Genomic DNA, 22,429 nt, shown 5'->3' on the forward strand with positions numbered 1-22,429 from the left:
ATTGTATGTACCCAGCCGATCCAGCGTGGGAGCGGGCTTGCCCGCGAAGGCGTCAGATCAATCACTGTTCCCCAACCAGTAATTCCTCTTCCAGCCCAGGCACCGCCAAACTATCAATCACATGCACGCTATACCCCGGCACATTCTTCGCGTGGTGTTTGGCCTGCGACGCCATCTCCGCCAACTGGCTGGCATCGAGTTGTCCACAGGCCTGTGGATGTAAATGCACCACGCCGATGGATAGCGATAACAATGGAAACTCCTGCCGCACCCCCTGACGGTTCGGCGCGATGAAACAGCCGGCCTCCAGGTGTTCGCTGCGATAGAAACGACGACATTGGCTCTGGAAGTCGTCGAGCAGCAGGTTCAAACGTTTACGCCAATCTTCCGGACCGAGCACCAGCAGGAAGTCATCGCCGCCGATATGGCCGACGAAGTCGCGGGACGGGTCGACGCGATCGTTCAGGCATTGCGCCAGGCACAGTAGGACTTCATCCCCGCGTCCGTAGCCGTAGATGTCGTTGAAGGGTTTGAAACTGTCGATGTCCACGTAGCAGATCACCGACTCCCGTTGCTGTTGCAGCAACCGCGTCAGGCATTGCTGGATCGGCACGTTGCCCGGTAGCAGGGTCAACGGGTTGGCGTAGCGGGCTTGCTGGATCTTCAATTCGGTAATCAGCTTGAGCACATCGATGACCCGACCCAAGCCCAGATAGCCGCCGTTGAGGGTGATGATGAAGTCCTCCTCGATGCGCTGCCGAGCGCGGCTGGTGATCAGGCGGCTGACCTGTTGCAACGACTGGCTCAGTTCAACGGCGAGGAAGTCGTCGTTCATCAAGCGGCTGATCGGCTTGCGGGCAAACAGGTCGGTGGCAAAGGGCTTGAGCAGGGCGTCAGAGAGCGAATGTCGGTGGACGATGCCGCATGGCTGGCCTTGCTCGTCGAGCACTGCCAGCGAGTTCAGGTTGGCCTGGCGGCGGAACGCCTCCAGAACCGTGGCGGTCGGTGTATCACGGGCCACCGCCGATTGATCGTTGAGCAGGGCGCTGAGGTCGCTCGCTTCATCGTTCAGCGCCACGGCGGAGCTGTCGTGTTTGGGCATCAAGGTTCGGGCATCCCGGGGCGGGTGTTCTTGAGGTCGACAGAGCAAATAGCCCTGGACCAGATCGACGCCCATCTCGGTCAACACGGCGAGTTCTTCCGGCAGTTCGATGCCTTCGGCGATCACTTGCGCCCGCGAGGCTTTGGCGATTTGCAGGATCGAGCCGACGAACTCACGCTTGAGAGCATCCTGGTGAATCCCATCGATGAAATGCCGGTCGATCTTCACGTAGTCCGGCCGCAACTCGGACCACAGTCGCAAACTCGAATAGCCCGCGCCCAGGTCATCCAGCGCAATGGAAAACCCCATTGCCCGATAGTGATGCAGGGCGGTTTGCAGTAGCTGGAAATCGTCGGTCGGAGTTTGTTCGGTCAACTCGATCACCACCTGACTGGGTGGTATGCCGAAATCCTGCAGAAGCTGCAGGGTACGACCGGGCTGATGAGCGGCTTCGAGCAGGGATTCCGGGGAGACGTTGAGGAACAGTTTCCCCGGCAGTTGTTGTTCGTTGAAGCGCCGGCACGCACTTTCACGGCAGGCGATTTCCAGCTCGCTCAGTCGACCGGCCTGGCGGGCGACAGCGAACAGGGCGATGGGGGAATGCAGCGGACTGTTGGAAGGGCCGCGACTGAGGGCTTCGTAGCCGATAATTCGTCGTTCAGAGAGGGAGATGATCGGCTGGAACAGGCTGTGCAAACCGCTTTGAGTCAGTATTGAACTCAAGGCACTCAGCTGTTCGGTTGTGGTCATGGCGATCTCTGGCGATAAAAAAAGGACTGGGAGCACTCTTGGTTAAAGAGGCTCCCAGTCCTTTATTTCACGACAGAATGATGACTGTTTGATGACGCTCCAGAGAGCGTCAGCATTAAATTGCCATCATCTTGCTAGTAGCAACTTAGTGCTTGGCTACCGCGGTGTTGAGTTTCAGGTAATCCAACAGAATCCGACCGGTCTCGCTCAGGTAGGCATCGTCTTCTGGCTTGGTCTTGTCCGGCTCGGCCGCGATCAAGTCTTCGTCTTCTTTCTTCAGCTCTTTGAGCGGCTCTTCGCCCTTGGCCTTGCGACGCAGGTTTTCCATGGCAAGCTGCTTGGCTTCGATGTCGGCGTGCTGGGCACGACGGTCGGCTTCATTGAGGCTGACGGTTTTTTCAGTCATCAGCTTCTGCGCCAGGGCCAGCTTGTCGCGGATGAACACGAACTCCGCGTCCTTGGCCGTACGCACGTCATGCTCGGACTTGAGCTGCGAGAGGTATGGCTTGAACGGGTCAAGCGCAGGCTTGATGGCCGCACGGATGGTGTCCCACGGCATGGCTTCAGGCAGGGCGCTTTCGCCGATTTCCTTGGTGTCGATGATCGACGGGTAGTCGATGTCCGGCAGTACGCCCTGATGCTGGGTGCTCTGGCCGGAAACCCGGTAGAACTTGGCCAGGGTCAGTTTCAGTTCGCCATGGTTGAGCGGCTGAATGGTCTGCACGGTACCTTTACCGAAGGTCTGGCCACCGATAATCAGCGCACGGTGGTAGTCCTGCATGGCGCCGGCAAAAATCTCCGAAGCCGAGGCCGACAAGCGGTTGACCAGCAGCGCCATCGGGCCTTTGTAGAACGCACCCGGGTTTTCATCTTCCAGCACATCGACCCGGCCATCGGCGTTACGCACGAGAACGGTCGGGCCTTTGTCGATGAACAGACTGGTCAGCTCGGTGGCTTCCTGCAAGGAACCGCCGCCGTTGTTACGCAGGTCGATGACCACGCCGTCGACTTTTTCTTTCTGCAACTCGGTCAGCAGTTTCTTGACGTCGCGAGTGGTGCTCTTGTAGTCCGGATCGCCGGCACGGAAGGCCTTGAAGTCCAGGTAGAAGGCGGGGATCTCGATGACGCCGAGCTTGTAGTCCTTGCCGTCCTGTTTGAGCTTGAGGACCGACTTCTTCACTGCCTGGTCTTCAAGCTTCACCGCTTCGCGGGTGATCGGGACGATTTTGCTGGTCTGGTCGTTCGGCGCATTGCTGGCCGGGATGACTTCAAGACGCACCACGGTGCCTTTCGGACCACGGATCAGCTTGACCACTTCGTCCAGGCGCCAGCCAACCACGTCGACTATTTCTTTGTCGCCTTGGGCAACGCCGATGATCTTGTCGGCCGGTGCGACCAGTTTGGTCTTGTCGGCCGGGCCTGCCGGCACGAGGCGCACGACTTTCACCTGGTCGTTGTCGCTCTGCAACACAGCACCGATGCCCTCGAGGGACAGGCTCATGTTGATGTCGAAGTTCTCCGCGTTATCTGGCGACAGATAATTGGTGTGCGGGTCGTAGGACATGGCGAAAGTATTGATGTACGCCTGGAAGATATCTTCCGGACGGGTCTGGTCCAGGCGCGCCAGTTGGTTCTTGTAGCGCTTGGTCAGGGTTTCCTGAATCTGCTTGGGCTCTTTGCCGGCGATCTTCATCCGCAGCACTTCGTCCTTGACGCGTTTGCGCCACAGGTCGTCAAGTTCGGCGGTGGACTTGAGCCAAGGGGCGTCCTTGCGATCGATCAGCAAGGTTTCCTTGGCGTTGAAGTCAATCTTGTCGACGCCTTTGTTCAGCTCGACAAGGGCAAAGTCCAGACGCGCTTTGACGCGGTCCAGGTAGCGCTTGTAGATGGTGAACCCGGCGTTCAGGTCGCCGCTTTTGAGGAAGTCGTCGAACTGGGTTTTCCACTTGTCGAATTCGGCAATGTCGCTGGCCATGAAGTAGCTGCGCGACGGATCCAGCAGCTTGAGATAGCTGTCATAGATGATCACGGAGCGCGCGTCATCGAGCGGCGGCTTGCTGTAGTGATGGCGCTTGAGCAATTCGACGACGTTCAGACTGGCGATCACTTCGTCACGATCAGGCTGAAGCTTGTCCCAGCTATTGGCTGCGAACGAATTGGCAGACATCGGCAACAGACCGAGGCCAATGATTAGAGCGAGGGCGGTGCTGGGGAAAAAATGCTTCATGCTGATTCGACGCGGGGACAATTGATCACGCATATTAGGCCGTCTTTGAAGTCGCCGGTTCCACAAAGGGCCGGTCACAAAATGCAAGAAAGCCCGGCGCTACAGCTACGGGCTCAGTCCAGACTCACTATGGAGGCACTGTGAAAGCATTGCAAGGCGTTGAAGGTCAAGTGGAGTGGGTTGAAGAGCCGAGTCCTACATGCGATGTAGGACAAGTTCGGATTCGAGTGGCGGCTGCGGGTCTCAATCGCGCCGATTTGTTACAGAAGGCAGGTCTTTACCCGCCACCGCCGGGGGCCAGTCAGGTACTGGGTCTTGAGTGTTCGGGGGTGATCAGCGAGGTCGGCCCGGGGTCGTCCTGGCAGGTGGGTGATCGGGTCTGCGCCTTGCTGGCCGGGGGTGGGATGGCCGAAGAGGTGGTTGTCGACGGACGGCACGTGTTGCCGGTACCCGAAGGTTTGTCCCTGGCCGAAGCCGCCGCGCTGCCGGAAGTCTATGCGACCGTTTGGCTGAATTTGTTTCAACTGGCTGCGCTCAAGCCGGGTGAGAAAGTTCTCCTGCACGCCGGAGCAAGTGGAATCGGTTCAGCCGCCATTCAGCTCTGCAAAGCGTTTGGCAACCCGTGCTGGGTCAGCGTTGGTTCCGCCGAGCGGTTGGCATACTGCGAAGCGCTGGGGGCGCAGGGTGGGGTGGTGCGCAACGGCGATCTGGACAGTCTGAACGACCTGGGCCCGTTCGATGTGATTCTCGACCCGGTTGGCGGTAACTATGCCGCGCTGAATCTGAAGCTGCTGGCCCGCGATGGCCGGTGGGTGTTGATCGGCCTGATGGGCGGTCGTGAGGCGCAGCTGGATCTGGCGCAGGTACTGACCAAGCGCGTGCAATTGCTGGGTTCGACCCTGCGCAGTCGCGACGAGCAGTTCAAGGCGGATCTGTTCAGTGATCTCAGCCAGCATGTCTGGCCGCTGTTTGCCGAAGGACGCCTGAGCCCGCAACTGGCCAGGACCTTCCCGATCAAGGATGCCGAAGCGGCGTTTGCGGAACTGGCGACCAATAAAGTGTCGGGCAAGTTGGTGTTGGTGATAGACGAGAGCCTGACCTGAAACTTGTGGGAGCGGGCTTGCTTGCGAATGCGGTGTGTCATTCAACACCTGTGTTGAATGTAAGTCCGCCTTCACGAGCAAGCCCACTCCCACATGGGGTCTCGGTTATTTCCAGGAGTGAATTGGCCAGCCGGCTTTTTTGGCGTGTTCGAGCAGCACCGGGTCCGGGTTCACCACATGCGGAAAATCCACCTTCAGCAGCAGCGGCAGATCATTGCGTGAGTCGGAATAGAAACTCGCGCCTTCCAGGTTTTCCTCTTCCGCATCCAGCCATTCCAGCAAGCGAGTGATCTTGCCTTCGCGGTAGGTCAGGGTGCCAACCGTTTTGCCGCTGTACACGCCGTGCGCCACTTCCAGTTCAATGGCCAGAATCTCGTCGATGCCCAAACGGTCGGCAATCGGCTTGACCAAATGTGTGCCCGACGCCGAGATCACCAGGATGCGGTCACCCGCCTTGCGGTGGGCGGCGATGGCTTTGGTGGCGTCACTGAAAATGATCGGCTCGATGAAATCTTCCACCCAGGGCCCGACCAAATGATCGAGCTCTTCCGGTGTGCGCCCGATCATCGGCTCCAGGCTGAAGTCCATGTACTCCTCCATGCGCAACTTGCCATGGCTATAGGCATCCATCAGTTCGTTGTTCTTGCGCATGAACGATTCGGGATCGACCCAGCCCAGCCGGCCCATCTGTTCGCTCCAGAGGGTGGCGCAGTCGCCGTGGATCAGGGTTTCGTCCAGATCAAAAATTGCCAGGGCCATCAGTGCAGTTCTCTCTTCAACATCAGCAAAGGCATCAGGCTACCTCACACAGGGCCGTCGGATCGATGGAAAGCGCCAGGCGCTGACCATCGGGATGCAGATCGGCCGCCGAGCGGTTGAGCACATCCACCACCAATTCCACACCGCGGGCTTCGACCCGGTAGCGAATCACGTTGCCCAACAGGCTGTGGCTGCGGACTTGCGCATCGAGTTCGCCATTCAGGCTCAGTTCGATGGCTTCCGGACGAATGGCGATGCGCCCGGTGATCGGTCGCTGCAGCAGCTTCGTTGCGCTGTCGGCGTCCAGCAGGTTGTAGTTGCCGATGAAACCGGCGGCGAATACATCGACCGGCGCGGTGTACAGGGTTTCGGCGTCGCCGCTCTGTACGATCTTTCCCTGATTCATCAGGAAAATCCGGTCAGACATGGTCAGTGCTTCTTCCTGATCGTGTGTGACGAAGATTGTGGTCAAGCCAAGTTCGCGCTGGATCTGACGGATCTGTTCGCGCAAGTGCTTGCGGATCCGCGCATCAAGCGCCGACAAAGGCTCATCCAGCAGCAACAGGCGCGGCCGGGTCACCAAGGATCGGGCCAGAGCGACCCGCTGGCATTGACCGCCGGACAGTTGATGGGGATAACGGGCGGCGAAATCATTGAGCTCCACCAGTTTCAACACCTCGGCGACACGCTTGTGGCTGTCGTCAGCGTTGACCTTTTGCATGCGCAGACCGAAGGCGACGTTCTGTTCCACGGTCATGTTGGGGAACAGCGCATAGCTCTGGAACACCATGCCGATCCCGCGTTTCTGCGGGCTCAGCGGAACAAGGTCCTGACCATCGAGCAAGATCTTGCCGCCGTCCACCGACGTCAGCCCGGCGATGCAGCGCAACAGCGTGGACTTGCCGCAACCCGACGGGCCGAGGAGGGTGACGAATTCGCCCTTCTGAATTTCGCAATTGATGTCGCTGAACACCGTCGTGCCAGCGTAGTTTTTCTGCAAGTGTTGGACGCTGACATAGCTCATTCGCTTTTGTCCTTGTTCAAGATATTGGCCGCCCAGGTCAGAACCAGCACAAAGAGAAAGTAGGAAATCACCAGCGCACTGGTGAAATGGCCGCTGCTGTTACGCATGTTGTTGAGGTAGACCTGCAGGGTTTCGTAACGGGTACCGACGAGGATGTTGGCGAACACGAACTCACCGAACAGGAACGAGAACGACAGCAGCAACGCCACCATCAAGCCCTTGCGCAGGTTCGGCAGTACCACCAGGAACGCGGCCTGCCAGGTGTTGGCGCCGAGCAGTTGGGCGGCGTCCATCAGGTCGCGCAGGTTGATCGCTTGCAGGTTGTTGGTGATCGCCCGGTACATGAATGGCAGCGCGATGGTGAAGTAGCAGCCGATCAGAATCCACGGCGTACCGACCATCGCAATCGGTCCGGAACCGTAGAGTTGCAACAGCCCAACCGAGGACACCACCGGCGGCACCGCGAAGGGCAGCAGGATCAGGATGTTCATCAGCGCATCAAGTTTGGGGAAGTGGTAATGCACCACGAACAGCAGCGGCAGAATCAGTACCACCGACAGAATCAGCGCGCCGACGCACACCAGCAACGACTGCCCGAAGGCATGCAGAAAGCGCGGATCGCTCCACAGCTGGATGTACCACTTGAAAGTAAAACCGCTGGGCAAAATGGTCGCCGACCAACTGCTGGCGATCGAGTAGATCAACGTCCCGACCAGCGGCAACAACAGAATGGCCAATAGCAGGTACACCACCACCCGGTGATAGATACCGACGGGGCCCAGTTCAGCGCGAGACATGGTAGCTCCTCTTCAACAGCAGCTGATGCACGATGGTCACCAGGGTCATCAACGCCACGAGCACCACGGCCAGGGCGCTGGCCAGGTTCGGATCAAGGGAAATGTCACCGGAAACCATCGCCGCGATGCGGATCGGCAGCACGTTGAAGTTGCCGGTAGTCAGGGCGTACACCGTGGCGTAGGCGCCGAGGGCGTTGGCCAGCAGGATCACGAAGGTGCCGAGCAGCGCAGGGGTCAGCACCGGCAAGCCGATGTGACGCCAGAACTGCCAGCCGTTGGCGCCGAGCAGCGCGGCGGACTCACGCCAGTCTTCGCGCAGGGCGTCGAAGGCCGGGTAGAGCAGCAACACACCCAGCGGAATCTGGAAGTAGGTGTAGAGAATGATCAGCCCGGTTTTCGAGTACAGGTTGAAGTCCTGAATGATCCCGGCCTGCTTGAGTAGGATGGTGAAGCTGCCGTTGAAACCCAGCAGGATGATGAACGCGAAGGCCAGGGGCACGCCGGAGAAGTTGCTGGTCATGTTGGCGAAGGCGTTGACGAAGTTGCGCAGTTTCGAATCGACGCGGCGCAGGGAATAGGCACCGAGCACCGCAATGATGATCCCGAACACACTGGACCAGAAGCTGATTTCGAGGCTGTACTGGATCGCCTGCAGATAGAACTTCGAGTTGAAGATCTTGGTGAAGTTGGCCAGGCCCCAGCCGAACTCTTCCGATTCCAGGCTGTTGATCATTACCCAGAACAGCGGGGCGATTTGGAACACGATGAAGAACAGCGCGAAGGGCACCAGGCACAGCGCCGCCAGCCATTTGCCGCGAGTCATGGCGTTCACTTGAGCAGCTCCCGGCACACAGGTTTGTCGTGGGCCACACCCAGTAGTTCGCAGACGGTGCCGCAGATTTCAGTCTGTTTCGGTGCGGCATCGGCATTGAAACTGAAGGCATCGCCGAGAACGAACAGCGGTACTTCGCGCTCTTCGGGTAGCAAGCCGTTGTGGGAACGGTCGTTGTTCATGCCGTGGTCGGCGGTCACCAGCACCTGGTAACCGGCGTCGAGCCAGCCTTGCAGGTAGTCGGCGAGGATGATGTCAGCGGAACGGGCGCTGTTGCGGTATTGCGATGTGTCGAGACCGTGCTTGTGCCCGGCGTCGTCGATGTTCATGGGGTGCACCAGCAGAAAATTCGGTGCGTGTCGCAGGCGCAGGTTTTCCGCGTCGGCGAACAGGTGCGAGTCCGGGTAGTGATCGTTCCAGTAGAAATGCCCGTGCTGGATAGGCAGGTCGGGGTCGTCGGTGTGACGATCCCGGGCCGCCACGAATGGCGAACGGTTGTACAGCTCGCTGACCCAGTGATAAGCCGCCGCGGCGGTTTTCAACCCGGCGTCAGTGGCGTAGTGATAGATGCTGCGCTGGTTGGACAGGCGCGAGACGTTGTTGTGGACAATGCCGCTGTCGATCGGCGTGACTCCGGTGAGGATGCATTCGTAAAGCGGTCGGGACAGGGCCGGCAGTTCGCACTCCAGTTTGTAGAGTGCCGCGCGTCCTGCGCCAACGTAAGCCTGCAGGTGCCCCATGGCGTGGCGCGCGACCTCAAAGTTGAGGCCGTCGAGCACGACAAGGATGACGTTGTGCTTCATAGGGGCGGAACTCCGCAAAACAGGTATTCAGAAAACTCGGATTCACCACGATCCATTGTGAGAGCGGGCTTGCTCGCGAATGCGGTTTTACATTCAACACATCTGTTGACTGACACACCGCTTTCGCGAGCAAGCCCGCTCCCACATTAGATCCCCAGTGTTTGTGCTACCGCGTCACTTCATTTCGACAATGACTTCTTCGTTCCACTTCTGCGGCAGGGCCTTGGAGGTCTTCTCCCATGCGTCCGCGTCCTTGATCGGGGTCACGCCTTTGTACTGCTCGTTCGGCAGCAATTTGGCCTTGACGTCATCCGGCAGTTTGATGTGCTCGGCGCGGATCGGACGGGCGTTGCCTTTTGCCAGGTTGATCTGGCCGGCGTCGCTGAAGATGTACTCGCGGGTTAGCTTGGCGGCGTTGGGGTTCTTGGCGTACTTGTTGATGATGGTGGTGTAGCCGGATATCACCGAGCCGTCGGATGGAATCAGCACGATGTAGTCATCCGGGTTCGCCATCTTCGCCTTGTAGCTCAGGCCGTTGAAGTCCCAGACCACACCGACTTCGATTTCACCCTTTTCCATGGTGGCGATGGTCGGGTTGGCCATGGACAGGCGACCCTGCTTGGCGATGTCGGCGAACAGCAACAGGGCGGGCTGGATGTTTTTCTCATCGCCGCCGTTGGCAAGGGCTGCAGCCAGTACACCGTTGGCGGCTTGTGCCGCGGTACTCACGTCACCGATGGAGACCTTGTATTTGCCGGTCTTGAGGTCGGCCCATTTGGTCGGCGCTTCGGAGCCGTGCAGCAGCTTCTTGTTGATGATGAACGCGATGGTGCCGGTGTAGGCCAGCGCCCAATTACCGTCCTTGTCCTTCGCCCAGTCCGGCACCTGATCCCAGGTCGTTGGCTTGTAAGGTTGCACCACGCCTTGCTTGACGGCGATCGGACCGAACGCTGCACCGACGTCGCCGATGTCGGCACTGGCGTTGTCTTTTTCAGCGGCGAACTTGGCGATTTCCTGGGCCGAACTCATGTCGGTGTCGATGTGTTTCAGGCCGTAGGTCTTGGCCAGGTCTTCCCAGGTGCCTTTCCAGTTTGCCCAGTCATCGGGCATGCCGACGCTGTTGACCGCACCTTCCGCTTTCGCCGCGGCTTCCAGGGTTTTCAAATCATCAGCCGCCATGGCGGCGGTGCACATGGCAATGGTCGAGCCTAACAGTGATGCCAGGAAAAGCTTTTTCATCCGAAGCTCCTTTGGGCGTTTTCAACGCTGCGATTGCGGTTGTGTTGGTCTAGGTCAGCAATACCTGAGCCAATTTAGGCGCCCTGGATGACATTTTGATGTCGACGACCGGCGTGCCCATATTTCCTGTGCTGGAATACTCAGGGTGCGAGATAAGCGTAGACCATGGCTAAAGGGCTGATATGAAAGGACTTGGCCGTGAAATTGCAGGTGCCAGGTTCAACCGTTCGGCGCCTTTGTCATCTGCCAGTCATAAGCAGTGCCTAGGCTTGCAGGGAGTTCTTGAAGCCGAAATGAATCGCGCTTCTGCCCCGAAACAGTGCTGGTCTAGTCCAGATAGGTAACGTTGATGCGCATCGAGACAACCAAGGCGGTGACAGGGATCGGGCAGGTTCTTCAAGAACAGCTCGACCACGGGTTGTTGGCCCCTGGGAGCAAGTTGCCGGCCGAGCGCAAACTCAGTGAGTTGTTCGGTACCACGCGGATCACCGTGCGTGAGGCGTTGTTGCAGTTGGAAGCCCAAGGGCAGATTTATCGGGAGGAACGTCGTGGCTGGTTCGTCTCGCCGCCGCGCCTGGCTTACAACCTGATGCAGCGCAGTCACTTTCACGCGATGGTCAGCGCCCAGGGGCGGGTGCCGTCCACCGAGGTGATTTCAGCGCGGCTGCAGCCGGCGTCGGCGGCAGTCTGTGCCTGGTTGCAGTTACCGGCGTTGTCGAGCGTGATTCAGATTTGCCGCGCGCGGCGGATTGATGAACGACTAGTGTTGTATGTGGAGCATTATCTGAATCCGCAGTATTTTCCGGGGATTCTCGACTTTGATTTGAATCAGTCGATTACCGAGCTGTATGCCCGGCATTACGATTTGCACTACGGGCGGGTGCGTTTCGAGATTGTGCCGACGGCGTTGTCGGTGGATGCCGCAGCGGCTTTAAGGGTGTCGGTGGGGAGCCCGGGGTTGCGCATCGCTCGGGTCAATTACGATCAGCATGAGCGGTTGATCGATTGTGATCTGGAGTTTTGGCGGCATGATGCGATTCATGTCGGGGTGGATGTGGTCTGAGGTTCCTCAAACCTTAGCCCTTTTACCCCTTTGACCTTGGCGGCCTCTGGGCCGACCAGGTTCTTGTTGAGCGAGTACATATCCATTTCTGCGGTAACGGCCACTTATGGTTTCGCTCTTACAGCGAGTCCCTTTTGGCAAACGCCCTCCGTGTCAGGCTACCTGTCGCCCTTGTTGATTGACTCATTCATTCAAGAGGGCGAAGGTGTTTTGCAATGTCCAAGCGCTATGACGAAGACTTCAAAGATTGGGTCGTTCTGCAAATGATGCCGCCCCTCAATCGCTCAGTGGCGGAACTCGCCGTTGCGCTTAATCTCACGCCTCAGTCACTGCGAAACTGGAGACAAATGGCTAGAGATAAAGGTTTAATCGTGCCGGGAAACGGCAAGACCAGTGATCAATGGTCCAGCGCCGATAAATTCAACGCTGTGATGGAAACCGCACCGTTGAGTGAGGTGGAAACCTCTCAATACTGCCGGATCAAGGGCATCTACCCGGAGCAAATCCGTCAATGGCGCGAGACCTGCCAAAACGCCAATATTCTTGCTGATCTGAAACCCAGCGTAGAGAAAACTGCCGAGCAACGGCGGATTAAAGAGTTGGAACGTCAGTTGATCCGGTCAGATGCTGGACGTGCTGAGGCGGAGGCTTTGCTGGAACTCAGAAAAAAAGCCAATGCGATCTGGGGCAAGGACAAGGAAGACTGATCGACGCCTCTGATCGTACGCAAGCCATGAAGTTGATTGCAGACGCGGTGCTGAATGGCGCTCGTCGATATCGAGCGTGCAATGAGTTGGGGTTGAGCCTGCGCACAGTCCAACGCTGGCGACACGCTGGCTGTGATCGACGACGACTGGCTCAACGGGCAGCTCCGGCTAATAAGCTCAGTGAGACAGAACGCCAAGCGGTGCTTGATGCTGCCAATCAGGCTGGCTACGCCAGCCTCACCCCGCACCAAATCGTTCCTAAGCTGGCCGATGCAGGCATCTACCTGGCCTCGGAGTCGACGTTTTATCGTGTGTTAAAAGCAGCCAATCAAAACGTGCGTCGCGGCAGAACCAAAGCCCCGAAACGCAGGGTGCTGACGACGCATCGCGCTGACAGCCCCAATCAGGTGTGGTGCTGGGATATCACCTGGTTGCCTAGTACCGTCAGAGGTCGGTTTTTCTACTGGTACATGGTCAAGGATGTTTACAGCCGCAAGCTGGTCGCCAATGAAGTACATGAGGTGGAGTGCGCCGAACACGCGTGCGAACTGCTCAGGAAGGGGTGCTTACGTGAACACACAGCGGGTCGTTCGCTGGTGCTGCACTCGGATAACGGGCACGTGATGAGAGGTTCTTTGTTGCGTGAAAGTATGGTTGCGCTGGGCGTCGAGCCATCCTTTAGCCGGCCAAGGGTGAGCAACGATAACGCCTATGCCGAGGCACTTTTCCGCACCGCCAAGTACTGCCCACTCTGGCCGGATCAACCTTTTGATACGGTCACTGATGCAAGGCTTTGGGTGCAGAAATTCATAGAGTGGTACAACGAAGATCACCGCCACAGCGCCTTGAAATATGTGACGCCGAACGAACGTCACGAAGGCAAAGCGACGGTTTTATTACAAGCTAGAGCAGCACTTTATGAAGATGCCAGGGAAGCTAATCCGAATCGCTGGAGTACTCGGACACGGAACTGGAAGCTGGCAGATGCGGTGTATTTAAACCCAGAGCGCCCTGAAGTTAAGGGCGCAATGGGCTAGTCGCAGCTGTACTAAGGCGACAGGTACCTTGACACGTACCGAACGCCCCAAAAGGAACCAAAAGGTCTCGCCCCGAGCGTCCGGCCCCTCGCTAAAGCTCGGCGTTCCTTCGCTCCGGCATTCATCCGGGGACACTGCCCTCCGGTCTGCTTCGCGACGACCTACTTGCAGCGTGTTCGACTGCGTCGAACGGCGCTGCGCGCCACTCCCCGGATGAACACCTCCACTCAGCCTCCCGAAGGGGCGGGCAGATCAAACGCTGGCGAGGCGAGCTAACGCTCGGCCTCGTGGTTTGGTTGGGTGTTCGCAGGTCTGCTTTTTTGTGGGAGCGAGCTTGCTCGCAAAGGCGGCCTGACAGCCGACCTGATTTAGGCATGTGTAGTCGATTTACTGTGGGAGCTGGCTTGCCTGCGAAGGCGGCCTTCGAGCCGACCGGGATTTTGCAGATGTACCCAATCTAACTGTGGGAGCGGGCTTGCTCGCGAAGGCGGCCTGACAGCCGACCTGATTTAGGCATGTGTAGTCGATTTACTGTGGGAGCTGGCTTGCCTGCGAAGGCGGCCTTCGAGCCGACCGGGATTTTGCAGATGTACCCAATCTAACTGTGGGAGCGAGCTTGCTCGCAAAGGCGGCCTGACAGCCGACCTGATTTAGGCATGTGTAGTCGATTTACTGTGGGAGCTGGCTTGCCTGCGAAGGCGGCCTTCGAGCCGACCGGGATTTTGCAGATGTACCCAATCTAACTGTGGGAGCGGGCTTGCTCGCGAAGGCGGCCTGACAGCCGACCTGATTTAGGCATGTGTAGTCGATTTACTGTGGGAGCTGGCTTGCCTGCGAAGGCGGCCTTCGAGCCGACCGGGATTTTGCAGATGTACCCAATCTAACTGTGGGAGCGAGCTTGCTCGCAAAGGCGGCCTGACAGCCGACCTGATTTAGGCATGTGTAGTCGATTTACTGTGGGAGCTGGCTTGCCTGCGAAGGCGGCCTTCGAGCCGACCGGGATTTTGCAGATGTACCCAATCTAACTGTGGGAGCGGGCTTGCTCGCGAAGGAGGCCTGACAGCCGACCTGTTTTTACAGATGTACCCGATTCAACGGTTGGAGCGAGCCCGCTCGCGAAGACAGCCTGACTTCCAACTTATCTTTTTCAAGTCGTGCTCAACTTCGGGATTTTTTCCTTCGTTCCACAGCCATGCTATTCCTTCTGCACCCCACCCCCAGCCGTGATCACCTGCACACTCATGCGCGGCGTCGCCAGATCCAGCCCGGCTTCATCCAGATGCCGTTTCAGCGACAGGTTGAACGCTCGGGAAACTTCCCACTGCTTGATCGGAGCCGTCTTGAAGCGGGCGCGAAGAATCGCACTGCCGGATTCGAAACTCTCTACACCTTGAATCTCCAGAGGCGACCAGATATTTCGCCGTTGCAGCGGGTCGGTGCGCATTTTCTGACCGACTTCACGCATCAACTTGATCGCGTCGTCGATTTCCATGTTGTAGGGCACCGCCACCCGGAAGATTGCGTAGCCGAATTCCCGGGAGTAGTTCTTGATGCTTTTGATTTCGCTGAACGGAATGGTATGGACGATGCCGTCGATGTCCCGCAGGCGCACAGTACGAATGGTCAACCCTTCGACGGTGCCCAGGTGGCCGCCGACGTCGACGTAATCGTCGATGGCCAGTGAGTCTTCGATGATGATGAACAGCCCGGTGATCAGGTCCGCCACCAGCGATTGCGCACCGAAACCGATCGCCAGGCCGATCACACCGGCACCGGCCAACAGTGGCGTGACGTTCATGCCCATGTTCGCCAGGGCGACGATCAGCGCAATGATGAAAATCGCCACGAACAGCACGTTGCGGATCAACGGCATCATCGTCTGGGCGCGGGCGTTGGCCAGGCCTTTGCGTGAGCGGGTGAGGGCGTGGTGCACGGCTGTGTCGCTGAGAATCCAGATCAGCCAGGCAAAAATCAGTGTGCCGCCAAGGCTGAACAATTTGACGCTGACTTCATGTCCTTCACCTTCGGTGAAGCGGATCAGCGACAGGCCCCAGACTCGCAGGCCGAGTTCGATGAACGCCAGCCACACCAGCAAATGCGCGAGGGTGTAGAAGAAGCTTTTCAGGCGATCCGAATACAGCGCATGGCGCTTCACGCTGCGTTGCGGTTTAAGGGCGTGGCGGCGCACCAACCCGTTGATGACCATGCACAACACCAGCAGCACGGTGCAGATCAGCGATTGGCGCAACGCGGTGCTGGTGTCGCCGGCCGAGATGAACGTCGCGAACAGCGAGATGGCCACCAGCACCAGCGCCGGTATGTACCAGAAGGTCCCGAGAATTTCGATCGTGTCGCTGAGGGCTCGGCGGGTCAGGCGCCGGGACAGCGGTTGATTGCGGATCAAGTGCGCGATGGGGCGCCGGAACCGCAGGATAAACAACCCCGTGGACAATGCCGCCAGCACGTTGGCCACGGTCGCGGCGGAGTGCGCCAGGTGACTGCCGAGGCTGGCGACCAGTCGCGGATCGCTCAGGGCCTCACCGAAGGCGGCGAAACTGCCGATCAGCCACAACGGCCGAAAGGCCTGATGCCGCAGGATGTACAAGGCGCGGTGGCGGTGCGGGCCGTCGAGCACGGAAAAGGCAATCACACAGATCGCCGAAAAACAGGTGCCGACCACCAGGGCATAGGCCAGCACCATGGCCAGGCTTTTGCCCAATGACGAGGGCAGGGCGTAGCTCATGTAGACCGTGATGACCAAGGCAATCAGCCACGGCCCGAGTTTGCGCAGGGCGAAGCGCAGCATGTCCAGGGCCTTGGGGTGTTGCGGCAATTCTTCGGTCAGGCCGAAACGCATCCGCACCCGATGGCCGAGCCAGATCAGCGCAGCCGCCAGCAAGCTCCAGACCATCAAAATCATGGCAAAGGCAAAGATGATCGGCAGCCATTCATTGGCCGGCAGCACCAGCGCCGCCAGTTCGCCCTTGGCCAGATCGAATTCTTCGGACCAGCGAGTGATGGGGCTATCGACGCCGGAGAACTGCTTCTCGAAACTGGCCAGTGTTCCGCCAATCAGCCCCAGCACGCCCTCTTCGGTGATCGGCTGGGCTTGTTTGGTGACGTCGCGCAGCTTCTTCAGATCCGTCAGCAACTGCGTGCGTTGCTGATCGTTCTCCAGTGACTTGATCACTTCGTCCAGGGATTGCCCCAGGGGTTCTTGCGCCTCAGACTGGGTTTTTGCTGAGCTGTTGAGCAGGCCCGGCAAGCCGACCGCCTGGGCAGGCATCATCGGCAGCAGCGTCATGAGGCAGACAAGAAAGAAACACGGCAGGGCAAAAAGACGAGCGAACACTAGGCGGTCAACCTCGGGATGAGCGGATCGGCCGAGTGTACGAGCCGGTCAAAATCAATGCGAGCCAAGGGCGAGGATTTATTCGTTGAGTTTGGCGAGGATCTTGAACACCACGGTGGCGAGGATCATCAGCATGCCGACCCACATTGCGAACACACCGGCGTTCTTGTCGCGAAAATTGAAGCCGATAGCCAGCATGATCATCCCGGCAAGAATCGGGATCAGCATGGCGTGGAAGGAAGACATTGAGATCATGAGCGACGGCCTTGTCGTAAGGGGTATTTAAAGTCTAGGTGGCTTTTGGGCGACCGGTGGTGAGGTGGATCAGAAATGAATCACTCAGAGTGAATTCAGTATTGCCTGCGCCGACGCCTTCGCGGGCAAGCCCGCTCCCACTTTGGACTGCATTTCAAATGTGGGAGCGAGCCTGCTCGCGAAGCTTTTCAGCGGTTACGGCAACTCGCGGCAGGCGTAAAACGCGTTCAGCACCTTGACCAGGTGTGCCAGGTCATGGCTGCCGCACAGTTCGCGGATCGAGTGCATGGCGAAGGTCGGCAGGCCGATGTCCACGGTGCGCACGCCCAGGTGGCTGGCGGTAATCGGGCCGATGGTCGAACCGCAGCCCATGTCGCTGCGTACCACGAAGCTCTGCACCGGCACTTCTTCAGCCATGCACAGATGACGGAAGAACCCGGCGGTTTCGCTGTTGGTGGCGTAGCGCTGGTTGCTGTTGACCTTGATCACCGGCCCGGCGTTGAGTTTCGGGCCGTGGTTGGCGTCGTGCTTGTCGGCGTAGTTCGGGTGTACGCCGTGGGCGTTGTCGGCCGAGACCAGCAGGGATTTCTGAATGGTCCGTACGAATTCATCACCTTCGGGTATCAGACGACGTAGCGTCTGCTCGAGCATCGGGCCATCGGCACCGCAGGCCGAGCAGGAACCGACTTCTTCGTGATCGTTGCACACCAGCACGCAGGTTTCGTCGGTTTCGGCAGTCAGTAGCGCTTGCAGGCCGGCGTAGCACGACAGCAGGTTATCCAGGCGCGCGCCGGCAATGAAATCGCCATGCAGGCCAATGACTGCAGCGCTTTGGGTGTCGTAGAAACTCAGTTCGTAATCCAGCACCACGTCGGCGTTCAACCCGTGTTCGCGGGCGAGTTGGTCGGTGAGCACGGCGCGGAAGTCGACGCGCTCGTCACCGGCAAATTGCGCCAGGACCGGCGGCAATTCGGTCTGGGCGTTGATTGCCCAGCCCATGTTGGCCTCACGGTTGAGGTGAATGGCCAGGTTCGGAATGATCGCGATCGGTGCCTTGAAGTCGATCAGTTGGCTCTCGACCTTGCCGTCGCGGCGGAAGGTCACGCGCCCGGCCAGGGACAGGTCGCGGTCGAACCACGGCGCGAGCAGCGCGCCGCCATAGACTTCAACGCCCAACTGCCAGAAGCCCTGGCGTTGCAGTTCCGGTTGTGGCTTGACCCGCAGGCACGGACTGTCGGTGTGGGCACCGACCAGGCGGATACCGCCGTGCAGTGGCGAATGACGGCCCATCTTGATCGCGACAATCGAAGAGTCATTACGGGTGACGTAGTAACGACCGTTAGCTTCGGTCATCCACGGCTCGCGCTCGTCGAGGCGTTGATAGCCCGCCGCTTCCAGACGCTGAACCAGGCTGGCGGTGGCATGGAATGGGGTAGGGGAGGCCTTGAGAAAGTCGATCAGGCCTTGGTTCAACTCTTCGCGCATAAATAGCTCCAGACAGCAATGGCGCCAGTTTAGCGTATTGGCCGACGGCATTGCAGACGCAATGCCGTCTGTTGTGCGACAGCTGCCGGGAGGCATTAACCGGTGATCAGTTCACCGCTGAGGAACACTTCGCGACGCTGCTTGCGGCCTACGTATTCATGTTTGCTTGCGAGGTACACCGGATTGAATTTTTCCCGCAAGAAGCCGGGTTGCTGGCCGACGTATTCATCCACAAGACAGTCATAGTCGGCTTCGGTGATGAACTTGTAGATATCCCTTCGATAGAAAAAACCCAGCTGGAAGCCCAGGGTCTCACTGGAGTGGGCAGTCTTGCCGGCGAAGCAGTTCTCAAAATCGATGGCTTTGAGCGGCGTTCCCGACGTTTCCGGGACCATGATGTTGCCGGCCCAGAAATCCATGTGCGTGATGTTCTTCAGAGATAAGGAACGCAGCAATTCGAAGGCGTCGAGAATGAAGGCTTCGGCATGTTCCGGGTTGCGGTCGAGCCATTGCACGCCGTTGATATGGTCGTCGAGCAGGCGCGTGAGAATGAAATACTCCTGGGTCAATCCCAGTCGGTTCCGGGTATAACCGAAGCCTTGCAGCGACGGCATTTGAACCCCGCGGCGTTGTGCTTCGCGGGTATTGATCAACTCTTCAAGCGGCCAGTCGAATCGGCCGTTGCGTTGTGCTCTGCCCAGGGTGACCCGCACTTTGGCCTTGAGCGTGTCCAGTGGCTGGACCTTGGCAAACAGCGGTGTGGCACCGGAGGCCAATGGCGCACTGGCCCGGGTGAGTTTGCGGGCGCGGCGTTTGTTGATGAGTTGTTCAAGCGCGTGCAGGGCTTCGGCGCAAGGCTGTTCGCTCAGATGCAGTGTGGTGTTGAACAGGCTGAACGTGAAGGGATAATCGCGGTGAAGTGTCTTGCTGCTGAACACGGGGCTTCCTGCCTGATATCTATATGCCAGCATTTTATTACTTTTTTTTACAAAATTGTGACAAGAACTTTACGCCATTTTAACGGCGTTTGTAACAAAAAATGAAGGCGCCCTTTGATCGAAGGGCGTTTTCATGGGGGAGGGCAATGAGGCTCAAAACGGGGCTGGGCACTCGAAGCGCAAGCGCTCACCGGTCTGTGGATGGGTGAAGCTGAGCATGCTCGCGTGCAGGCAAAGACGTGGCCAGGCCGCCAGCGCTTGCTCGTGGGCATAGAGCCCGTCACCCAACAGCGGGTGGCCGATGGAAAGCATGTGCACGCGCAACTGATGGGAGCGTCCGGTGATCGGCGTCAGCTCAACGCGACACCAGTCGCCGTAACGTTCCAGCACGCGCCAGAAGGTCAGGGCGTTTTTACCGAATTCATGGTCCACCACATGGCGTGGCTTGGTCGGCGGGTCGTAGCGCAAGGGCAGATCGATGCTGCCACTGTCCAGTTCCGGTTGTCCCCAGCACAGGGCGGTGTAGGCCTTTTCGGTTTCGCGGTCGTGAAATTGCCGGGACAGCTCACGATGAGTGTCCGGGTCACGGGCCAACAGAATGATGCCGGAGGTTTCCCAGTCCAGTCGATGGACGATTCGCGCTTCCGGGTAGCCGTTTTCTTGAAGGCGGGTAATCAGGCAGTCCTTGTTGTCATCGGCCCGGCCAGGGACGGAGAGCAACAGGGTCGGTTTGTTCACCACCAGTACGGCGTCGTCCTGATGGATGATGTGGATGTTGGACAACGGCATTAAAACAGCCTCGTAACAAACGCCAACGGCGGCTCAGGGCCCTTCCAGTCAGAAGGGCCCTGAGCCGCCGTGGCTCCTTTCGGATCGACTCAGCGATCTGGCAGGGTGATATTGAGTTCCAGAATCGAGCAGCTGCCCTGGTTTTCCAGTGCGACGTGCACGTCATCGGACCCGATATTGACGTACTTGCGGATCACCTCGACCAGTTCCTTCTGCAAGGCTGGCAGGTAGTCCGGTGTACTGCGCTGGCCGCGTTCATGCGCCACGATAATCTGTAGACGCTCTTTCGCTACCGACGCGGTGCTGACCTTTTTACTGGCACGAAAGAAGTCAAAAAGATTCATTATCTACCTCCAAACAGGCGCTCGAAGAATCCCTTCTTCGTTACATCGAGAAAACGATGCTCCACGGTTTTGCCCAGCAGACGATCGACCGCATCGCTGTACGCCTGACCGGCGTCGCTTTGGTCGTCGAGAATCACGGGTACGCCCGAGTTGGAAGCTTTAAGTACCGCTTGGGATTCCGGAATGACACCCAGCAGGGCGACCGCCAGAATCTCTTTGACGTCTTCGACGCCGAGCATTTCGCCGTCACTGACGCGTTGCGGGTTGTAGCGGGTCAGCAGCAAGTGTTCCTTGATCGGGTCTTCGCCTTTTTCAGCGCGACGGGATTTGCTGGCCAGCAGGCCCAACATGCGGTCCGAGTCACGAACCGAAGACACTTCCGGGTTGGTCACGATAATCGCTTCGTCGGCGAAGTACATGGCCAGGTGGGCGCCTTTCTCGATGCCCGCCGGCGAATCGCAGACCACGAATTCGAAGTCTTCTTTGAGCGCCATCAGGACTTTTTCCACGCCTTCGACAGTCAGCGCGTCTTTGTCGCGGGTCTGACTGGCGGCCAGTACGTAGAGGTTTTCCAGGCGCTTGTCTTTGATCAGGGCTTGCTGCAGGTTGGCTTCGCCGTTCACCACGTTGACGAAGTCATATACCACGCGACGTTCGCAACCCATGATCAGGTCGAGGTTACGCAAACCGACGTCGAAGTCGACGATAACTGTTTTGTGACCGCGCAGAGCGAGGCCGGTACCGATAGCGGCGCTGGTGGTGGTCTTACCCACACCACCCTTGCCGGATGTAACCACGAGAATCTTGGCCAAGGTGTTTCACCCCTAAGGAAAAAGGACATTTAGCCCCTGAAAAACATCTCTTGAAAAACTACTGCAGTCGGACAGCCTTGGCTGGAATCCGGTCCATAACGGCGCTTACCCCCGGTAAACACTGCTTTTGACCTTTTTCCTACTTCGTTTGAGCCGTTTTCGCTACGTTTTAGAGATGCTTGGAAAATGCGGCAGTATCCGTTAAAGCCGAATGATGTTCAACACATCGCCCGACAGGCTGACCTGAACGCCGGCACCCCACAAAGGGTCGCGACGCAGATCTTCGGAGACCTTGTAATGCCCTGCGATAGAGACCAGTTCAGCGCTCATTTGCTGACAGAAGATCCTGGCTTTCGTGTCGCCTTTGACTCCGGCCAACACACGACCGCGCATCGGCCCGTATACATGGATGTTCCCGTCGGCGAGAAGTTCCGCCCCCGGGCTGACCGAAGAAATCACCACCAGATCGCATCCCTGGGCATAAATCTGCTGGCCTCCACGCACGGGCGACGTGATGATTTTGGTCGGCTTGATAGTCGGCTCCGGTGGTTTTTCCGGTTTTTTCTTCACGATGCCTTCAAGTGGATCCAGCGCACGCTCCCGGGCGCCGGACGGCGGCAGCACCGGCAAGTCGACCGCGATGGCCGCGGCGATGTCTTCGATGCGGCTGGCACGAATCGCCAGGGTGCGCAGGCCATGCTGGCGACAGACGCGCATCAGGCCTGGCAGATCGACGGCGCCTTCGCTGGCCGGAAGCTTGTCCAGGGCCAGTACCAGCGGCGCATTGCTGAAAAAGTTAGGCGCTTGTGCGACCTTGGCGGCCAGCTGCCGATCGAGGTTCTCGAGGTCGTTACGGGCCAGTTCCAGCACCGTGATGGCGAGCATGCTGCCCTTCAACTGGAACACGGGATCTTGGTCTAGCGATTCGGTTTTGCTCATGGTCGGCATACAACGGCTTGTCACTAAAAGTGCCGAGACTTATAACGAGAACGCCCGCAAGCCGCAAGCCGG

The 22,429-nt window shown here is 58.6% G+C and carries 19 protein-coding genes; 3 read left to right on the plus strand and 16 right to left on the minus strand.

What is annotated here, in order from left to right; translation table 11 throughout:
* Positions 1-61: 61 nt before the first annotated feature.
* Together ACA055_RS08400 and ACA055_RS08405 are read right to left on the minus strand one after the other, a co-directional pair.
* On the minus strand, positions 62-1,852 hold the full coding sequence (locus tag ACA055_RS08400; RefSeq protein ID WP_497683203.1) for a bifunctional diguanylate cyclase/phosphodiesterase: 1,791 nt from the start codon (positions 1,850-1,852) through the stop codon (positions 62-64).
* Positions 1,853-1,997: 145 nt separating this feature from the next.
* A complete protein-coding gene (locus ACA055_RS08405) occupies positions 1,998-4,079 on the minus strand; it encodes a carboxy terminal-processing peptidase (RefSeq protein WP_497683204.1) in 2,082 nt (693 codons plus the stop codon).
* A 140-nt stretch (positions 4,080-4,219) separates the two neighbouring features.
* Between ACA055_RS08405 and ACA055_RS08410 the strand changes: the two genes are divergently transcribed.
* Positions 4,220-5,182, plus strand: a complete 963-nt coding sequence (locus ACA055_RS08410) for a zinc-binding dehydrogenase (RefSeq protein ID WP_497683205.1) — start codon at positions 4,220-4,222, stop codon at positions 5,180-5,182.
* 105 nt (positions 5,183-5,287) lie between these two features.
* On the opposite strand, the gene ACA055_RS08415 is transcribed toward ACA055_RS08410, so the two are convergent.
* The 6 genes from ACA055_RS08415 to ACA055_RS08440 form a co-directional block, all read right to left on the minus strand.
* Entirely contained in the window at positions 5,288-5,941 is a 654-nt protein-coding gene (locus ACA055_RS08415) for an HAD family hydrolase (protein WP_497683206.1), read from the minus strand.
* Between the two features lie 34 nt (positions 5,942-5,975).
* Positions 5,976-6,965, minus strand: coding sequence for an ABC transporter ATP-binding protein (locus tag ACA055_RS08420; RefSeq protein ID WP_497683207.1), 990 nt, complete (start codon positions 6,963-6,965; stop codon positions 5,976-5,978).
* Positions 6,962-7,762: an ABC transporter permease gene (locus tag ACA055_RS08425; protein WP_497683208.1), complete on the minus strand. Its 801-nt coding sequence runs from the start codon at positions 7,760-7,762 to the stop codon at positions 6,962-6,964. The genes ACA055_RS08420 and ACA055_RS08425 overlap by 4 nt, the downstream gene beginning before the upstream one ends.
* The gene (locus ACA055_RS08430; RefSeq protein ID WP_497684373.1) at positions 7,749-8,585 is read right to left on the minus strand and encodes an ABC transporter permease; all 837 of its coding nucleotides are present in this window, start codon (positions 8,583-8,585) and stop codon (positions 7,749-7,751) included. Before ACA055_RS08430 ends, ACA055_RS08425 begins: the two co-directional genes overlap by 14 nt.
* Positions 8,586-8,590: 5 nt before the next feature.
* Positions 8,591-9,397, minus strand: a complete 807-nt coding sequence (locus ACA055_RS08435) for an alkaline phosphatase family protein (protein ID WP_497683209.1) — start codon at positions 9,395-9,397, stop codon at positions 8,591-8,593.
* A gap of 174 nt (positions 9,398-9,571) precedes the next feature.
* Entirely contained in the window at positions 9,572-10,636 is a 1,065-nt protein-coding gene (locus ACA055_RS08440) for an ABC transporter substrate-binding protein (RefSeq protein WP_497683210.1), read from the minus strand.
* A gap of 349 nt (positions 10,637-10,985) precedes the next feature.
* On the opposite strand from ACA055_RS08440, the gene ACA055_RS08445 reads away from it, so the two are divergent.
* Entirely contained in the window at positions 10,986-11,699 is a 714-nt protein-coding gene (locus tag ACA055_RS08445) for a UTRA domain-containing protein (RefSeq protein WP_497683211.1), read from the plus strand.
* A 215-nt stretch (positions 11,700-11,914) separates the two neighbouring features.
* Positions 11,915-13,443, plus strand: a protein-coding gene (locus tag ACA055_RS08450) for an IS3 family transposase (RefSeq protein ID WP_497681942.1) whose coding sequence is annotated in 2 segments (ribosomal slippage) — positions 11,915-12,356 and positions 12,356-13,443 — 1,530 coding nt in all. Because the reading frame shifts where the segments join, the coding sequence is not laid out codon by codon here.
* A 1,195-nt stretch (positions 13,444-14,638) separates the two neighbouring features.
* Here ACA055_RS08450 and ACA055_RS08455 read toward each other — a convergent pair.
* The 8 genes from ACA055_RS08455 to minC all read right to left on the minus strand — a co-directional run bounded on the left by ACA055_RS08455 (position 14,639) and on the right by minC (position 22,357).
* The gene (locus ACA055_RS08455; protein WP_497683212.1) at positions 14,639-16,795 is read right to left on the minus strand and encodes a mechanosensitive ion channel family protein; all 2,157 of its coding nucleotides are present in this window, start codon (positions 16,793-16,795) and stop codon (positions 14,639-14,641) included.
* Between the two features lie 78 nt (positions 16,796-16,873).
* Positions 16,874-17,050 carry a hypothetical protein gene (locus tag ACA055_RS08460; RefSeq protein WP_178113610.1) on the minus strand — a complete coding sequence of 59 codons (177 nt, stop codon included), beginning with the start codon at positions 17,048-17,050 and terminating at the stop codon, positions 16,874-16,876.
* Between the two features lie 195 nt (positions 17,051-17,245).
* Positions 17,246-18,535: a M18 family aminopeptidase gene (locus ACA055_RS08465; RefSeq protein WP_497683213.1), complete on the minus strand. Its 1,290-nt coding sequence runs from the start codon at positions 18,533-18,535 to the stop codon at positions 17,246-17,248.
* Positions 18,536-18,630: 95 nt separating this feature from the next.
* Positions 18,631-19,506 carry a protein kinase family protein gene (locus ACA055_RS08470; RefSeq protein WP_497683214.1) on the minus strand — a complete coding sequence of 292 codons (876 nt, stop codon included), beginning with the start codon at positions 19,504-19,506 and terminating at the stop codon, positions 18,631-18,633.
* A gap of 120 nt (positions 19,507-19,626) precedes the next feature.
* Positions 19,627-20,262: an RluA family pseudouridine synthase gene (locus ACA055_RS08475; RefSeq protein WP_497683215.1), complete on the minus strand. Its 636-nt coding sequence runs from the start codon at positions 20,260-20,262 to the stop codon at positions 19,627-19,629.
* Between the two features lie 89 nt (positions 20,263-20,351).
* Positions 20,352-20,606 (minus strand): cell division topological specificity factor MinE, encoded by a 255-nt coding sequence (minE, locus tag ACA055_RS08480; protein WP_007898843.1) that lies wholly within the window; start codon positions 20,604-20,606, stop codon positions 20,352-20,354.
* Complete coding sequence (gene minD / locus ACA055_RS08485; protein WP_150800258.1) at positions 20,606-21,418, minus strand: septum site-determining protein MinD; 813 nt, start codon at positions 21,416-21,418, stop codon at positions 20,606-20,608. Before minD ends, minE begins: the two co-directional genes overlap by 1 nt.
* A gap of 201 nt (positions 21,419-21,619) precedes the next feature.
* Positions 21,620-22,357, minus strand: a complete 738-nt coding sequence (gene minC, locus ACA055_RS08490) for a septum site-determining protein MinC (protein ID WP_497683216.1) — start codon at positions 22,355-22,357, stop codon at positions 21,620-21,622.
* Positions 22,358-22,429 lie beyond the last annotated feature (72 nt).

Source organism: Pseudomonas sp. LBUM1657 (assembly GCF_059716075.1).

Excerpts from the sequence above, each read along its gene's own strand:
- ACA055_RS08400 (WP_497683203.1), bottom strand. The coding sequence starts at position 1,852 with ATGACCACAACCGAACAGCTGAGTGCCTTGAGTTCAATACTGACTCAA.
- ACA055_RS08405 (WP_497683204.1), bottom strand. The coding sequence starts at position 4,079 with ATGAAGCATTTTTTCCCCAGCACCGCCCTCGCTCTAATCATTGGCCTC.
- ACA055_RS08415 (WP_497683206.1), bottom strand. The coding sequence starts at position 5,941 with ATGGCCCTGGCAATTTTTGATCTGGACGAAACCCTGATCCACGGCGAC.
- ACA055_RS08420 (WP_497683207.1), bottom strand. The coding sequence starts at position 6,965 with ATGAGCTATGTCAGCGTCCAACACTTGCAGAAAAACTACGCTGGCACG.
- ACA055_RS08425 (WP_497683208.1), bottom strand. The coding sequence starts at position 7,762 with ATGTCTCGCGCTGAACTGGGCCCCGTCGGTATCTATCACCGGGTGGTG.
- ACA055_RS08430 (WP_497684373.1), bottom strand. The coding sequence starts at position 8,585 with ATGACTCGCGGCAAATGGCTGGCGGCGCTGTGCCTGGTGCCCTTCGCG.
- ACA055_RS08435 (WP_497683209.1), bottom strand. The coding sequence starts at position 9,397 with ATGAAGCACAACGTCATCCTTGTCGTGCTCGACGGCCTCAACTTTGAG.
- ACA055_RS08440 (WP_497683210.1), bottom strand. The coding sequence starts at position 10,636 with ATGAAAAAGCTTTTCCTGGCATCACTGTTAGGCTCGACCATTGCCATG.
- ACA055_RS08445 (WP_497683211.1), top strand. The coding sequence starts at position 10,986 with ATGCGCATCGAGACAACCAAGGCGGTGACAGGGATCGGGCAGGTTCTT.
- ACA055_RS08460 (WP_178113610.1), bottom strand. The coding sequence starts at position 17,050 with ATGATCTCAATGTCTTCCTTCCACGCCATGCTGATCCCGATTCTTGCC.
- ACA055_RS08465 (WP_497683213.1), bottom strand. The coding sequence starts at position 18,535 with ATGCGCGAAGAGTTGAACCAAGGCCTGATCGACTTTCTCAAGGCCTCC.
- ACA055_RS08470 (WP_497683214.1), bottom strand. The coding sequence starts at position 19,506 with ATGCTGGCATATAGATATCAGGCAGGAAGCCCCGTGTTCAGCAGCAAG.
- ACA055_RS08475 (WP_497683215.1), bottom strand. The coding sequence starts at position 20,262 with ATGCCGTTGTCCAACATCCACATCATCCATCAGGACGACGCCGTACTG.
- minE (WP_007898843.1), bottom strand. The coding sequence starts at position 20,606 with ATGAATCTTTTTGACTTCTTTCGTGCCAGTAAAAAGGTCAGCACCGCG.
- minC (WP_497683216.1), bottom strand. The coding sequence starts at position 22,357 with ATGAGCAAAACCGAATCGCTAGACCAAGATCCCGTGTTCCAGTTGAAG.